The following is a 14,984-nucleotide window of genomic DNA, read 5'->3' as shown; positions in this document are numbered from 1 at the left end:
AAAACCTCCTAAATTTGAAAAGGTATTTCTGCTATAAATTGACTTTAGTAAGCCATTCTTCCATAATTTGGTTGAATTCTTCTGGATGTTCCATCATCGCAGCGTGTCCACATTTGTCAATCCAGTATAAAGAAGAATTAGGAAGTAATTCATTAAACTCTTCAGCTACATTTGGTGGTGTAACAATATCATCTTTACCCCAAATGATACAGGTTTCTACTGTCATTTTAGGCAAATCTTTTGCCATATTATGTCTAATTGCACTTTTAGCAATAGTCAATGTTTTAATCAATTTCATTCGATCATTAACTGATGCAAATACTTCATCTATCAAATCTGGAGTTGCAATTTCGGGATCGTAAAAAACATCTTGTGCTTTCTTTTTAATGTATTCGTAATCACCTCTTTTAGGATAACTGTCGCCCATTGCACTCTCGTAAAGTCCAGAACTACCAGTAATTACAAGACCTGCTACTTTTTCAGGATATAATTTAGTGTGGTATAATGCAATATGACCTCCCAAAGAATTCCCTAATAAAATGACTTTGTCAAATCCTTTAAAAGCAATAAAATCTTTTACATATTTGGCAAAACTTTTTACATTGGTTTTTAGTAAACTTTGAGAATAGATCGGTAAATCAGGAATTACTACTTTGTATCCTTTGGTTGGAAAATAATTTGCAACTGCGTCAAAGTTACTCAAACCTCCCATTAAACCGTGAAGAACGACAATTGGAGTTCCTTCTCCAGCTTCAAAATAGCTAAATTTGCCTTCTTTTTTGTAATGTTTATCCATGTAATATAGTACCAAATTCAATTTCGACAAATATAGGGTTTAATAGGGAAAAACGACTTTTTGCAAACCTTTTTTTACTCAATTTATTTAATTTATATCGATAATTAACTTCCAGCCAAGTATAAATACTCTGAAAAAATCATGAGTTTTTGCTAAATTTTTGTCTGCAATTGGTTTGTTTTTTCAACTGTAGATTTCTATGTAAAGCCATTCGTACAACAAATACAATAGATAGCTAACATTTTGATTGTCCACAATTTAAGGGATTTAGGTCCAAAGTGGGTAAACTTATCAACAAAGTGGTATATTGTGGTAAAATGTGGTAATATTTTTTATATTTTTGTTCTTTAACTAATCAATCAATTTCGTGAACACAATTGTAGGCACATACGAGTGTAAAGTCGATGCTAAAGGAAGGCTGTTGTTGCCTGCACCCTTAAAAAAGCAGCTGGCTAGCTCACTTCAGGACGGTTTTGTCTTGAAGCGCTCGGTGTTTCAAAAGTGTTTGGAGTTGTACCCGATGAGTGAATGGGAAGTGATGATGGCTAAAATAAATAAGCTGAATCGTTTCGTAAAGAAGAACAATGATTTTATTCGAAAATTTACTGCAGGAGTAAAAATTGTTGAAATTGATGCTTTAGGACGGTTGTTAATTCCGAAAGATTTAGTGGCATTTTCGGGTATTTCAAAAGAGGTTGTTTTTTCATCAGCAGTGAACATTGTTGAGATTTGGGATAAAGATTTATATGAGCAATCTATCAATGGCGAAGATATGGATTTTGCTGATTTGGCAGAAGAGGTAATGGGAAATTTAAATGACGACGACAATGGAATATCATAATCCGGTTTTACTACATCCAACGGTGGATGGTTTGAATATTAAACCCGACGGCATTTATGTAGATGTTACGTTTGGTGGTGGTGGACACTCTAAAGAAATTTTAAAAAGATTAGGACCAAATGGAAAACTGTTTGCTTTTGATCAAGACGAAGATGCGGTAGCAAATACTTTGCAAGATGATCGTTTCACTTTAATTAATGAGAATTTTAGATTTATAAAACGGTTTTTGCGCTTTTATGGCGTAAAGTCTGTTGATGGGATTTTAGCCGATTTAGGCGTTTCATCGCATCAGTTTGATGTAGCAGAACGTGGTTTTTCGACTCGTTTTGTAGCTGACTTGGATATGCGAATGAGTAAAAAGAACGAACTAAATGCATATAGAGTTGTCAATGAGTATGACGAACAAGAATTACGTCGTGTGTTCTTGGATTATGGAGAACTAAAAAATGCACCTGCAATTGCAAGGACTTTGGTTGAAGCTAGAGAGTTAGAGTCAATCAAGAATTCGGAGCAGTTTAAAACTATTTTGTCTCGTTTTTTACCTGGACATAAAAGCAATAAAATATTAGCTCAAATGTACCAAGCGATTCGAATTGAAGTGAATCAGGAAATGGATGTATTGAAAGAATTTTTAGAGCAATCATTAGAAATTTTAAATCCAGAAGGACGATTGAGCATCATGTCATACCATTCTCTAGAAGACCGATTGGTAAAGAGATTTATGAAAAATGGAATGTTTGAAGGAGAACCAGAACGTGATTTTTTTGGTAATTTTTCGGTTCCTTTCAAAACCATTGGAAAATTAATCGTTCCAGATGATCAAGAAATTAAAAGCAATAATAGAGCTCGTAGTGCTAAATTGAGAATTGCAGAGAAGAAATAAGAAATGAAAAAAGGTGTTTTTGATATATTAAAAGCAAGGTTTTTAATTAACGACGATGCGTTTAAAAATTGGCGTTTTATTGTCTTTGTAATTGTCTTGGCAATACTAATGATTGCAAACACACAGCGGTACGAACAAAAGGTATTTGAAATTGCACGATTAAGTACTGAAGTTAAAGAGTTGCGATCTGAATTTGTAGACCGTCGCTCAGAATTAATGAAACTAAAAATGGAGTCAACGGTCTCACAAAAAATGTTGGAAAAGCAAATTTTTCCTTCGACAGTTCCACCAGTAAAAATTAAAGTTAAAAAAGCAGAAGAAAAAAGATTCTTTCAAAAAATATGGCAGTAGACGATAAACACATATCATACCGCATCTATCTGGTAGCAGTTTTCATCTTTTTGATGGCAATTGCTATTGTTGTTAAGTTAGCAAACATTCAGTGGGTAGAAGGGGATCATTATCGTCAATTGGCAAAACAACGTACGGTTAAAACTTTTGTTATTCCTGCAAACAAAGGAAATATTTATTCGGCTGATGGCAGTTTACTGGCTACTTCTATTCCGAACTACGATATCCGCTTTGATGCGCTAGTGCCAAAACAAGAAATTTTCGAGAAAAATGTTAAGTCTTTGGCCGATTCTTTAGCAACTATTTTGCCTGAATCTAGTGCGTTTTATCAAAATGAACTACGCAAAGCGCGAGCCAATAAGAATAGATATTTTTTAGTAGCTCGAAAACTAAGCTACACCGATTACATCAAAATTAAAGGATTTCCAATGTTTAATTTGGGTGCTTACAAAGGCGGATTTATTCAAGAACAAGAAACGGTTCGAGAGCATCCAATTGGTAAAATTGCCGAAAGAACTATCGGTTACGACCGCATAGACTCTAAAGGGATTCCAGAAGGAAAAGGAATTGAGTGGGCGTTTAGAGATTATTTGAATGGAAAAGACGGTAAAATTTTAAAGCAAAAAATTGCCAAAGGACAGTGGAAACCTATTCGTGATATAAACGAATTAGATCCTCAAGATGGTTATGATGTGGTTTCGACTATTGATGTTTTTATCCAAGATATTGCGCATCATGCACTTTTGAAACAATTGGTAGAGTATGAAGCAGATCACGGATGTGTAGTAGTTATGGAAACACAAACAGGACACATTAAAGCTATTGCAAATTTAGGAAGAACACGTGATGGCTCCTATTACGAAACGACCAACTATGCAATTACAGAGTCACAAGAGCCAGGATCAACTTTTAAATTGGCTGATTTAATGACGGTGTTAGAAGATAAAGTAGCAGATACAGGAACTGTTTATGACACTCAAAATGGAGTTATTAAGTATTTTGGAAGATCGGTACGTGATTCGCACAAAGGTGGATATGGTAAAATATCATTAGCTCGTGGTTTTGAATTGTCTTCGAACACGGTTTTAGTTCAAGCAGTTTATGACAATTATAAAAATAACCCAACAAAATTCGTAAATCATCTGAAAGGATACGGTTTAGGAAAAAAGTTGGGATTGCATTTTAAAGGAGAAGGAAGTGCCTATATACCTGCTCCCGGTGATAAACATTGGTCGGGAGTTTCCTTGCCTTGGATGGCTTTTGGTTATGGAGTTTCGGTAACGCCATTGCAAACATTAACGTATTACAATTCGGTGGCGAATAATGGGGTAATGGTTAAGCCACAATTTGTTTCTGAGATCAAAGAATGGAACAAAACGATCAGAAAATATGATGTAGAAGTGCTAAACCCGAAAGTTTGTTCGGATGAAACATTGGGCAAGCTGAAAGCAGTTCTAGAAAATGTGGTAAAAAAAGGAACTGCTAAGAAATTGTATTCTAAAGATTTTTCGATGGCCGGTAAGACTGGAACATCACAAGTTAATTACGGAAAAAGGGACGGTTCATCGATGTATTACGCTTCTTCATTTGTGGGTTATTTTCCAGCCGATCATCCTAAGTATTCTTGTATTGTTATGGTTAACAGACCTAGTACGCTTAAGGGTGATTTTTATGGGGCAGGTGTAGCAGGACCTGTTTTTAAGCGAATTGCTCAAAAAATATTTACCGATGCGCCTTCAACGAATGAGATTAAGAACTTGGATGAAAAAGTAGCAAAGCAAGAAACTAACTACGGACAATATTATACGAAGCTTCAAAAAAAATCAAAAAATATTCCCAACGTAAAAGGAATGTCAGGCATGGATGCCATTGCTTTATTAGAAAATTTAGGAATGAGAGTTCGCATCGTTGGAATAGGGAAAGTAAGAAAACAGTCGATTGATGCTGGGCAAAATATAGATAAAAACACAACAATAGTTTTAGAATTATCATGAAAATATTAAAAGACATATTATATAAAGTAGCCATTGAATCTGTAATAGGTTCAACTGATGTTGCTGTGAATAAAATTGACTTTGATTCTAGAAAGATTGTTTTAAATGATGTTTTTATTGCTATTCGCGGAACTATATCAGATGGTCATAATTTTATTTCAAAAGCAATTGAGTTAGGCGCCACGACTATTATTTGCGATACATTGCCAATTAGTAAAGTTGATTCAATCACTTACGTGAAAGTAAAAGATACCAATTCGGCACTTGCTTTTATGGCGGCTAATTATTTTGATAATCCCTCGGATAAATTAAAGTTAGTTGGCATTACAGGTACAAACGGCAAAACTACAATTGCCTCACTTTTGTATCAAATGTTTAGTAGTGCTGGGTTTGAAGTTGGTCTTTTATCTACCGTTAAGATTTTAGTAGGTAAAAACGAATATAAAGCAACCCATACGACTCCAGATTCTATTACAATTAATCACTATCTAAGTGAGATGGTTGCCAACGGAATTACGCATTGTTTTATGGAAGTGAGTTCACACGGAATTCATCAAAAGCGTACAGAAGGACTGCATTTTGTTGGTGGTGTTTTTACCAATTTATCTCATGATCACCTCGATTATCATCCAACTTTTGCAGAGTACAGAGATGTCAAAAAATTATTTTTTGATTCGTTACCTAAAACAGCATTTGCGCTGACTAATATCGATGATAAAAATGGAACCGTAATGTTACAAAATACAATTGCTGTAAAAAGAACCTATGCACTAAAATCGTATGCTGATTATAAAGCGCAAATTCTAGAAAATCAATTATCTGGATTGTTGCTAAAAGTGAACGAGTACGAAGTTTGGGTAAAATTAATTGGAACTTTTAATGCCTATAATGTACTAGCCATCTACGGAACAGCTATTGAATTAGGAATCGAAAAAGTAGAAGCTTTGCGATTGTTATCAGAGTTAGAAAGTGTAGCAGGTCGTTTTCAATACATAGTTTCATCTACCAATATTACGGCGATTGTAGATTATGCTCATACTCCAGATGCACTAGAAAATGTGCTAAAAACAATAAATGATATTCGAACAAAAAACGAACAATTGCTTACGGTAGTAGGTTGTGGCGGAAATCGAGACACTGCAAAAAGACCAATAATGGCTCGAATCGCAACTAGCTTAAGTGACAAAGCAATTTTAACATCTGATAATCCAAGAAACGAAGATCCTGAGGCAATTATTCAGGAAATGGAAACAGGAGTAGAACCGCATAATTATAAAAAAATGTTGACAATTACCGATCGCAAACAAGCAATAAAAGCAGCTTGTCAAATGGCACAACCAAACGATATTATTTTAATTGCTGGTAAAGGACATGAGACGTATCAAGAAATTAAAGGAGAGCGTAGTCATTTTGATGATATGGAAATTGTAACCGAATTTTTAAACCAACTAACCAAATAAAAACCACATATGATATACTATTTATTTGACTATTTAGACAAGATGTGGGATATACCAGGAACAGGAGTTTTTCAGTATATCACTTTTAGATCGGCTTTGGCTTTTATTCTGTCACTGCTTTTATCTACGATTTATGGTAAACGTATAATCAATTTTTTGCGCAGACAGCAAGTTGGTGAAACCGTTCGTGAACTTGGTTTAGAGGGGCAAAATGAAAAAGCAGGAACGCCAACGATGGGTGGCTTAATTATCATTTTTGCAACGCTGATTCCCGTATTGTTGTTTGCGAGACTGCAGAACATTTATATCGTTTTGCTGATCGTTACAATGTTGTGGATGGGAATTATCGGTTTTATAGATGATTACATAAAAATTTTCAAAAAAGATAAAGAAGGGCTTCAGGGTAAATTCAAGATTATTGGACAAGTTGGGTTAGGCTTAATTGTAGGTGTGGTTTTGTATTTCAGTCCCGTAGTGACCGTTAGAACCGATACTGGCGGAAATACTGCTAGTTTTAGAGTCTCTACTACCAATGTTATTTTGCCAGCGCCACAAGAAATAAAATCGACAGCGACGACCATTCCTTTCTTTAAAAACAATGAATTTGATTATGCAGAATTATTGGCCTGGACGGGTGAAGGCTATGAAAAATGGGCTTGGTTAATTTTTATTCCGGTAGTAATTTTTATTATCACCGCAGTTTCAAATGGTGCTAACTTAACAGATGGAATCGACGGCTTAGCCGCGGGAACTTCTGCTATATCAGTGCTCGCACTAGGAATTTTTACGTTTGTTTCTGGAAATATCATTTTTTCGAATTACCTGAATATAATGTACATACCTAATTCGGGAGAAATGACTGTTTTTATTTCTGCTTTTGTGGGCTCGTTGATCGGATTTCTATGGTACAATTCGTATCCAGCTTCCGTTTTTATGGGAGATACAGGAAGTTTGACTATTGGAGGGGTAATTGCAGTTTTGGCAATTGCTGTTCGTAAAGAAATGTTGATTCCGTTATTGTGTGGGATTTTCTTAGTAGAAAATTTATCTGTGGTTTTGCAAGTCAGTTATTTTAAGTATACCAAAAAACGCTGGGGAGAAGGAAGACGAATATTTTTAATGTCGCCGCTCCATCACCATTATCAAAAGAAGGGATATCACGAGAGTAAAATTGTTACGCGATTTTGGATTGTAGCTATCATGTTAGCAATTCTGTCAATTCTAACTTTAAAATTAAGATAGTATGAGACTTGTAATTTTAGGAGGAGGAGAAAGCGGAGTTGGAACTGCAATATTAGGAAAGAAAAAAGGATACGATGTTTTTGTATCTGATTTTGGAAAAATAAAGGAGAGTTATAAAGAAGTTCTTGGAATTAATAATATTGCTTGGGAAGAATTACAGCATACAGAGGAATTAATTTTAAATGCCGATGTAGTAATGAAAAGTCCTGGAATTCCTGACAAAGCAGCAATTGTAAAAAAGCTAGTTGAAAAAGGAATTTCCGTAATCTCAGAAATTGAATTTGCGTTTCCGTTCACAGAAGCAAAAACAATTGGAATTACAGGTAGCAATGGTAAAACAACCACTACAATGCTAACCTATCACTTGCTAAAATCGGCAGGTTTAAATGTAGGATTGGGCGGAAACATCGGAAAGAGTTTTGCTTGGCAAGTAGCCGATAATAAATTTGATGTGTATGTGTTAGAACTGAGCAGTTTTCAATTGGATGGAATAGTAAATTACCGACCAGATATTGCCATAATAACGAATATTAGTCCCGATCATTTAGATCGATATGAGTATAAATATGAAAATTATATTGATGCTAAGTTTCGAATAACTAAAAATCAAACCGAGGAAGATTATTTGATTTACGATGCAGATGACGAAGCCATAACCAACTGGTTGTCTAATAATAAAATAAAAGCAAAATTAATTCCTTTCTCTCTTACCAAGGAGTTTGAAGAGGGGGCAACAATAAAAAATAATAAAATGGAAGTAAAAATCAACCACGAAGAGTTTACAATGGACACTGAATACATTGCGCTAGAGGGGAAACATAATATGAAAAACGCCATGGCAGCAAGTTCTGTAGCAAAATTAATGCAAATCCGTAAGGCTACTATTCGTGAGAGTTTATCAAATTTTCAAGGAGTTGAGCATCGTTTAGAGAAAGTTTTAAAAATTCAAAACGTACAATACATTAACGACTCTAAAGCAACCAATGTAAATGCAACTTTTTTTGCGTTAGATAGTATGAATGGACCAACAGTTTGGATTGTTGGTGGAGTAGACAAAGGAAATGACTATAACGAATTGATGTCTTTGGTTCGCGAGAAAGTGAAAGCAATTATTTGTTTGGGAGTTGATAATAGAAAAATTATTGATGCTTTTGGAAATGTAGTAGACATGATGGTTGAAGTAAATAACATGCAAGATGCAGTTAAAACGGCACAACGCTTAACCGAAAAAGGAGATGCTGTATTATTATCGCCAGCATGCGCCAGTTTTGATTTATTTGAAAACTATGAAGACAGAGGGAGACAGTTTAAGCAAGCAGTGCAAAACCTATAAAATTATCGTTTTAAGTTTCTGGTTTTGCCACTTGAAAAATTTAAACTTTAAATAAAAAAAAATTATGAAAGAGCTAGTAAGCTATTTAAAAGGGGATAAAGCAATATGGACTTTCGTGGCCTTATTAGCGCTGTTCTCATTTATGCCAGTTTTTAGCGCGAGTAGTAATTTGGCTTATATTGGTTTAGGGACAGGAAATACATTAGGCTATTTGCTTAAACATTTTTTTCATATTGGAGTTGGTTTTGCGATTATTTTTGGAGTTCACAAAATTCCGTACCATTATTTTAGAACTTTTTCTAAGTTTTTACTGCCAATTGTGTGGTTTCTATTACTTCTTACCTTAATTAATGGTAGAGTGGTCGGTGGAGCTAATGCAAGTCGGTGGTTACAAGTGCCTTTTATGGGTTTCAGCTTTCAGACTTCTACATTAGCTGCGGTAGTACTTTTTATATTTGTAGCTCGATATTTGTCTAAAAAAAGAGAAGAACCAGATAGTTTTCAAACATCAGTAATTCAATTATGGATTCCGGTTTTTGTTACATTAATATTAATATTACCCGCTAACTTTTCAACTACAGCTTTAATTTTTTCGATGGTTTTAATGTTGGCTTTTATTGGTAGGTACCCAATAAAACATATTGGAATTGTAATTGGATGCGCCATCGCTTCTTTTTTATTCTTTTTGCTTTTAGCAAAAGCATTTCCAGAATCTCATTTTTTTAGTCGCGTAAATACTTGGGGGAGTCGTATTGAAAATTTCACAACGGATAAAGCCGATGAAGACGATTATCAAATTGAAAAAGCTAAAATTGCAATAGCTTCGGGACAATTAGGTGGATTAGGACCTGGTAAAAGTGTACAAAAGAATTTTTTACCGCAATCTTCTTCCGATTTTATTTATGCAATTATCATCGAAGAATATGGATTAATAGGTGGAGTAGTTATTATATTTTTATACCTATTGCTCTTAATGCGTTTCGTCGTTGCCTCTCATAAAGCCAGCACTTTATTTGGCAAACTCGTCGTTGTTGGTCTGGGGTTTCCCATGATTTTTCAAGCGATGATTAATATGGGAGTTGCAGTCGAATTACTGCCTGTCACTGGTCAGACTTTGCCACTTATTAGTAGTGGAGGAAGTTCAATTTGGATTACCTGCTTCGCTTTAGGAATTATCATCAACGTGACTAAAAAAGACGAAGAAATAGAAGAAGAACAAAAAGAAAAATTAAAAAATAAAGAGTTACGTGATGAAGCGCTACAGCGTTTGATTGACAAGGAGATGGACGAAGAAAATCTCGATGAGGAATCATACTCTATCGAAGAACAATCTAAAAATCCAATGGAAGCGGTGATGAAGTAGAAAAACACATTAAACAACACTATTTTTTAAACAGTATGGCAAAGTATAAATTCATATTAAGTGGAGGCGGAACAGGAGGACACATCTATCCTGCGATTGCGATCGCCAATGAATTGCAATTACAATTTCCAGATGCCGAATTTCTTTTTGTAGGAGCCAGAGATAAAATGGAAATGCAAAAAGTACCTCAGGCAGGATATGCTATAAGAGGACTGTGGATCGCGGGTTTACAAAGAAAACTTACTTTTCAAAATTTAATATTTCCGGTCAAATTAACTGACAGTTTGTGGGAAGCCAGAAAAATAATTAAATCATTTCAACCCGATGTAGTAATTGGTACTGGTGGATTTGCAAGTGGTCCATTATTGCAAATGGCTGTTGCAGCTAGAATTCCGACCGTTGTTCAAGAGCAAAATTCATATCCTGGTATTACCAATAAATTATTGAGTAAAAGAGCCAACGTTATTTGCGTTGCTTACCCAAATTTAGAGCGTTTTTTTCCTGCCTCAAAAATGGTATTAACAGGTAATCCTGTGCGTCAAGATTTAATTGATATTGCCGATAAAAGAGCCGAAGCAATGGCTTTTTATGAGTTGGATATTAGTAAGAAAACAGTACTGATATTGGGAGGAAGTTTAGGTGCTAGACGAATCAATCAGTTAGTAGAGCAGGAACTTTCAAAAATGTTGGCACAAAACGTGCAAGTAATATGGCAATGCGGAAAATTATATTTCGATGAGTATAATAAACACAATAAAGAAGGAGTTAAAGTGGTTGATTTTATCGAACGAATGGATCTAGTTTATGCCGCTGCTGATCTTATTATTTCCAGAGCAGGAGCTTCATCAGTTTCAGAATTGTGTTTAGTAGGTAAGCCTGTTATTTTTATTCCGTCTCCCAATGTAGCAGAAGATCATCAAACAAAAAATGCACAAGCTGTTGTGAATCAAAAGGGTGCTATTTTGTTAAAAGAGTCCGAATTGGATGCGGAATTTAGTTTGGTATTCGAAGCATTACTGAAAGATCAAGGCAAACAAATTCAGCTCAGCGAAAATATTAGGAAATTAGCTTTACCGAATGCAACGAAAGCCATCGTAGAAGAGATTAAAAAGTTGATATAATATAACTTTTAATAATAATTGTAGAAATTAAATGTAATGTGGAATGGTATTTTTGGACCAACCACCTTACTTCTAATGTAGTATTTACAATGATTTGATTGTTAGTTTTTTAACAAAAAAAATAAATTGAATAGTCAAAGCAAAACACAAACAATGAATCTAAATCAAATACATAACGTTTATTTTATAGGTATCGGTGGTATCGGTATGAGTGCGTTGGCTCGTTATTTTAAAAACATTGGAAAAAATGTTTGCGGGTACGACAAAACGCCGTCGATGCTGACTACTGAATTAATTGAAAACGGTATAGATATTCATTTTGAGGATAATATTAGTTTAATTCCGGTTGACTTTTGTAACGAAAATACGTTGGTAATTTTTACGCCAGCAATACCAAAATCACATTCAGAATGGAACTATTTTGTAGAAAGAAATTACAACATTCGTAAAAGAGCAGAAGTACTTGGAATTATTACCAATGATACTTTTTGTTTTGCGGTAGCGGGTACACATGGAAAAACTACCACATCTGCAATTTTAGGGCATATTTTATTTGAAAGTGGGGCAGACGTAACTGCTTTTGTTGGTGGCATAGTCGAGAATTACAATTCAAATTTAATTGGTAGCGGCAAAACGGTAACTGTTGTCGAAGCAGATGAGTTTGATCGCTCTTTTTTACACCTACATCCAGACATTGCTTGCGTAACTTCAATGGATGCCGATCATTTAGATATTTATGGTTCAAGCGAAGCTATTGAGGATTCATTTAGAGAATTTGCATCAAAAATTACAGATAGAGAACATCTTTTTGTAGCTGAAGAACTGGATCTAGAAGGAGTAACTTGTGCAGTAAATAAAGAGGCTCAGTTTAAGGCTTTTAATGTGAGAATTGACGATGGAAATTACATTTTTGATGTGCAAACTCCGACAGAAATTCTTACCGATTTGCGTTTTGGATTACCAGGAAAGCACAACCTGATGAATGCTTTAATGGCATTGGCAATGGCTAAAACATATGGCACTTCTACTCAAGCAATACAGTCGGCATTGGCATCTTTTAAAGGCATTCGCAGAAGATTTTCTTATCAGATTAAAAAAAATAATTTAGTATATATTGATGATTATGCACATCATCCAACAGAGATAAATGCAGTGCATCAAGCAGTTACTGAACTGTATCCGGATCAAAAAGTCTTAGCTATTTTTCAGCCGCACTTATTTAGTAGAACAAAAGACTTTATTGATGGATTTGCTGCTAGTTTATCTGCTTTCGATGAAGTATTTTTGCTTGATATTTACCCAGCTAGAGAATTGCCAATGGAAGGGGTGACTTCAGAATGGTTATTGGGAAAAATGACAAATTCAAATAAAAAGATTGTTGCTAAAAACGACTTATTAGAAGCGATTGCTACTAATGAGGCAGCTGTAATTGTTACGATCGGAGCGGGCGATATAGGAGAATTGGTGCCAACTATAAAAAAGAGATTAAATGAGCGTGTTTAATTGGACAAATATTCGTTTACTACTAATGATTGGATTGGTTTTCTTTCTGTATTCATTTTCGTCACATCGAAATGAAAGCAGAAAGTTGAGTAAATCTGCGGTTATTTTCGTAGGCGATAATGCACTTTTAATCACACCAGAATCGGTTAATAAATTGTTAATAGAAAATAAACGAGAGGCTTCTAGCATTACGAAAGAAGAGTTAGATTTGAACAAGATAGAAAAAGTGTTGAATGAACAACCTACGATTGAAGAATCGCAAGTGTTTGTTACAATTGATGGTGTTTTGAAAGCTGTAGTTAAGCAAAAGACCCCGATTGCCAGAATATTCAATACCAACCGCTCTTTCTATTTAGATTCTAAGGGAATTGAAATACCACTATCGGCTAATTTTACAGCCAGAGTTCCTCTTGTATCAGGAAAAATTAACAAAGACAATAACGAAGAATTAGCTTCTGTATTTAGTATAATTGACAACGATTCATTCTTGAAGAAGAACATAATTGCGGTTGAAGTTATGCCAAATGGAAGCTTAAAAATGCTGAACCGAAATTTCAATTATACAATTGATTTTGGGAGGATGGTTCATGTGAAGCGCAAATTCGATAATTATAAAGCTTTTTTTCAGAAAGCTGTTTTAGATAGTTCGTTATATAATTATAAAAAGATTGATCTCCGATTTACACAACAAGTAGTTTGCACAAAATAATAGAAGATGGAAAAAGATAATATTGCAGTAGGTCTAGATATTGGAACAACCAAAATTGTTGCCATGATTGGTAAGAAAAATGAGTATGGTAAACTTGAGATTTTAGGAATTGGAAAGTCTAAAAGCTTAGGTGTTGCAAGAGGTGTCGTAAATAACATTACGCAAACAATTCAATCTATTCAACAAGCAATACAAGAAGCAGAAAATAATTCAGGTTACAAGATAAAAGATGTCGTTGTGGGTATCGCAGGGCAGCACATTCGCAGTATTCAGCATACCGATTACATCAGCAGAAGTAATCCAGAGGAAGTTATTGGAGAAGACGACATTCAGCTTTTAATTGATCAGGTGAATAAACTAGCCATGTTGCCAGGAGAAGAAATTATTCACGTTTTACCACAAGAATTTAAAATTGACGGACAATCTGAAATTAAAGAACCGATTGGGATGTATGGTGGACGTTTAGAGTCTAGCTTTCATGTTGTGGTTGGTCAAGCATCTTCGATCAGAAATGTGGGAAGATGTATTCAAAGTTCAGGAATTGAATTATCTGGTTTAACCTTAGAGCCTTTGGCTTCGGCGGATGCTGTTTTGAGTCAAGAAGAAAAAGAAGCAGGTGTCGCCTTAATTGATATTGGCGGAGGAACGACAGATTTGGCCATTTTTAAAGATGGTATTATTCGTCATACTGCTGTTATCCCTTTCGGAGGAAATGTAATTACAGACGATATCAAGGAAGGTTGTTCGATTATTGAAAAACAAGCAGAATTACTAAAAGTTAAATTTGGTTCGGCTTGGCCAGGAGAAAATAGAGACAATGAGATCGTTTCTATTCCAGGACTGAGAGGAAGAGAGCCAAAAGAAATTTCGTTAAAAAATTTATCTAAAATCATTAATGCACGCGTTATTGAAATTATAGAGCAAGTTTTTACCGAAATTAAAGAATACGGTCATGAAGATCCACGTAAGAAATTAATTGCTGGTATTGTGTTAACTGGGGGCGGAGCACAACTAAAACATATCAAACAATTAGTTGAATACATTACTGGCATGGATACTCGTATTGGTTATCCAAACGAGCATTTAGCGGGAAATTCAGACGAAGAAATTTCAAGTCCGTTATATGCAACTGCAGTTGGATTGGTCATGAATAGTATTGAAAATAGTTCGCAAAGTGCGATTACGGTCAGTTCTACAAAAGAAAAGCCAAGACAATTTCAAAAAGCTACAGTACGACATGAAGTACAAGAAAATTATGAAGAGAAGGATGAACAGGAGTTAAAACCAGTGCCAGTTATAGAAGAATCTACTGAAAATAAAATCAGAAGATCATTCTTTGACCGTTACGTCGACAAAATTAAAGATTTTTTAGACAACGCAGAATAGAT

The 14,984-nt window shown here is 34.8% G+C and carries 13 protein-coding genes; 12 read left to right on the top strand and 1 reads right to left on the bottom strand.

The genetic code is table 11. The annotated features are described in order from the left end of the window. Positions 1–31: 31 nt before the first annotated feature. A complete protein-coding gene (locus ACRASX_RS02310) occupies positions 32–796 on the bottom strand; it encodes an alpha/beta fold hydrolase (RefSeq protein ID WP_066310592.1) in 765 nt (254 codons plus the stop codon). 367 nt (positions 797–1,163) lie between these two features. On the opposite strand from ACRASX_RS02310, the gene mraZ reads away from it, so the two are divergent. From mraZ to ftsA, 12 genes are all read left to right on the top strand, one after another. Then, entirely contained in the window at positions 1,164–1,637 is a 474-nt protein-coding gene (gene mraZ / locus ACRASX_RS02305; protein WP_066310589.1) for a division/cell wall cluster transcriptional repressor MraZ, read from the top strand. Further along, positions 1,612–2,520, top strand: coding sequence for a 16S rRNA (cytosine(1402)-N(4))-methyltransferase RsmH (rsmH, locus tag ACRASX_RS02300; RefSeq protein WP_432222290.1), 909 nt, complete (start codon positions 1,612–1,614; stop codon positions 2,518–2,520). Before mraZ ends, rsmH begins: the two co-directional genes overlap by 26 nt. Before the next feature lie 3 nt (positions 2,521–2,523). Then, positions 2,524–2,871: an FtsL-like putative cell division protein gene (locus ACRASX_RS02295; RefSeq protein WP_066310585.1), complete on the top strand. Its 348-nt coding sequence runs from the start codon at positions 2,524–2,526 to the stop codon at positions 2,869–2,871. Beyond that, positions 2,862–4,865 (top strand): penicillin-binding protein, encoded by a 2,004-nt coding sequence (locus tag ACRASX_RS02290; RefSeq protein ID WP_432222289.1) that lies wholly within the window; start codon positions 2,862–2,864, stop codon positions 4,863–4,865. Before ACRASX_RS02295 ends, ACRASX_RS02290 begins: the two co-directional genes overlap by 10 nt. Then, positions 4,862–6,325 (top strand): UDP-N-acetylmuramoyl-L-alanyl-D-glutamate--2,6-diaminopimelate ligase, encoded by a 1,464-nt coding sequence (locus ACRASX_RS02285; RefSeq protein WP_432222288.1) that lies wholly within the window; start codon positions 4,862–4,864, stop codon positions 6,323–6,325. Before ACRASX_RS02290 ends, ACRASX_RS02285 begins: the two co-directional genes overlap by 4 nt. A gap of 9 nt (positions 6,326–6,334) precedes the next feature. Next, a complete protein-coding gene (gene mraY, locus ACRASX_RS02280; RefSeq protein WP_432222287.1) occupies positions 6,335–7,567 on the top strand; it encodes a phospho-N-acetylmuramoyl-pentapeptide-transferase in 1,233 nt (410 codons plus the stop codon). Position 7,568: 1 nt separating this feature from the next. After that, positions 7,569–8,900, top strand: coding sequence for a UDP-N-acetylmuramoyl-L-alanine--D-glutamate ligase (gene murD / locus ACRASX_RS02275; RefSeq protein WP_432222286.1), 1,332 nt, complete (start codon positions 7,569–7,571; stop codon positions 8,898–8,900). 64 nt (positions 8,901–8,964) lie between these two features. Then, the gene (locus tag ACRASX_RS02270) at positions 8,965–10,263 is read left to right on the top strand and encodes an FtsW/RodA/SpoVE family cell cycle protein (RefSeq protein WP_432222285.1); all 1,299 of its coding nucleotides are present in this window, start codon (positions 8,965–8,967) and stop codon (positions 10,261–10,263) included. Between the two features lie 35 nt (positions 10,264–10,298). Then, positions 10,299–11,384: an undecaprenyldiphospho-muramoylpentapeptide beta-N-acetylglucosaminyltransferase gene (gene murG / locus ACRASX_RS02265; protein WP_432222284.1), complete on the top strand. Its 1,086-nt coding sequence runs from the start codon at positions 10,299–10,301 to the stop codon at positions 11,382–11,384. Positions 11,385–11,537: 153 nt separating this feature from the next. Next, positions 11,538–12,887: a UDP-N-acetylmuramate--L-alanine ligase gene (gene murC, locus ACRASX_RS02260; protein WP_432222283.1), complete on the top strand. Its 1,350-nt coding sequence runs from the start codon at positions 11,538–11,540 to the stop codon at positions 12,885–12,887. Then, positions 12,874–13,596, top strand: coding sequence for a cell division protein FtsQ/DivIB (locus ACRASX_RS02255; RefSeq protein ID WP_432222282.1), 723 nt, complete (start codon positions 12,874–12,876; stop codon positions 13,594–13,596). Before murC ends, ACRASX_RS02255 begins: the two co-directional genes overlap by 14 nt. A 6-nt stretch (positions 13,597–13,602) precedes the next feature. Continuing rightward, positions 13,603–14,982, top strand: coding sequence for a cell division protein FtsA (gene ftsA / locus ACRASX_RS02250; RefSeq protein ID WP_066310565.1), 1,380 nt, complete (start codon positions 13,603–13,605; stop codon positions 14,980–14,982). The last annotated feature ends 2 nt before the right edge of the window (positions 14,983–14,984 follow it).

Source organism: Flavobacterium sp. TMP13 (genome assembly GCF_050847115.1).
Lineage (GTDB): Bacteria > Bacteroidota > Bacteroidia > Flavobacteriales > Flavobacteriaceae > Flavobacterium.
This window is presented reverse-complemented; position numbering and strand designations above follow the sequence as displayed.

What these genes read in the sequence shown, in the direction of transcription:
- ACRASX_RS02310 (WP_066310592.1), bottom strand. Translation starts at nt 796, where the DNA reads ATGGATAAACATTACAAAAAAGAAGGCAAATTTAGCTATTTTGAAGCT.
- rsmH (WP_432222290.1), top strand. Translation starts at nt 1,612, where the DNA reads ATGACGACGACAATGGAATATCATAATCCGGTTTTACTACATCCAACG.
- ACRASX_RS02295 (WP_066310585.1), top strand. Translation starts at nt 2,524, where the DNA reads ATGAAAAAAGGTGTTTTTGATATATTAAAAGCAAGGTTTTTAATTAAC.
- ACRASX_RS02290 (WP_432222289.1), top strand. Translation starts at nt 2,862, where the DNA reads ATGGCAGTAGACGATAAACACATATCATACCGCATCTATCTGGTAGCA.
- ACRASX_RS02285 (WP_432222288.1), top strand. Translation starts at nt 4,862, where the DNA reads ATGAAAATATTAAAAGACATATTATATAAAGTAGCCATTGAATCTGTA.
- mraY (WP_432222287.1), top strand. Translation starts at nt 6,335, where the DNA reads ATGATATACTATTTATTTGACTATTTAGACAAGATGTGGGATATACCA.
- murD (WP_432222286.1), top strand. Translation starts at nt 7,569, where the DNA reads ATGAGACTTGTAATTTTAGGAGGAGGAGAAAGCGGAGTTGGAACTGCA.
- ACRASX_RS02270 (WP_432222285.1), top strand. Translation starts at nt 8,965, where the DNA reads ATGAAAGAGCTAGTAAGCTATTTAAAAGGGGATAAAGCAATATGGACT.
- murG (WP_432222284.1), top strand. Translation starts at nt 10,299, where the DNA reads ATGGCAAAGTATAAATTCATATTAAGTGGAGGCGGAACAGGAGGACAC.
- murC (WP_432222283.1), top strand. Translation starts at nt 11,538, where the DNA reads ATGAATCTAAATCAAATACATAACGTTTATTTTATAGGTATCGGTGGT.
- ACRASX_RS02255 (WP_432222282.1), top strand. Translation starts at nt 12,874, where the DNA reads ATGAGCGTGTTTAATTGGACAAATATTCGTTTACTACTAATGATTGGA.
- ftsA (WP_066310565.1), top strand. Translation starts at nt 13,603, where the DNA reads ATGGAAAAAGATAATATTGCAGTAGGTCTAGATATTGGAACAACCAAA.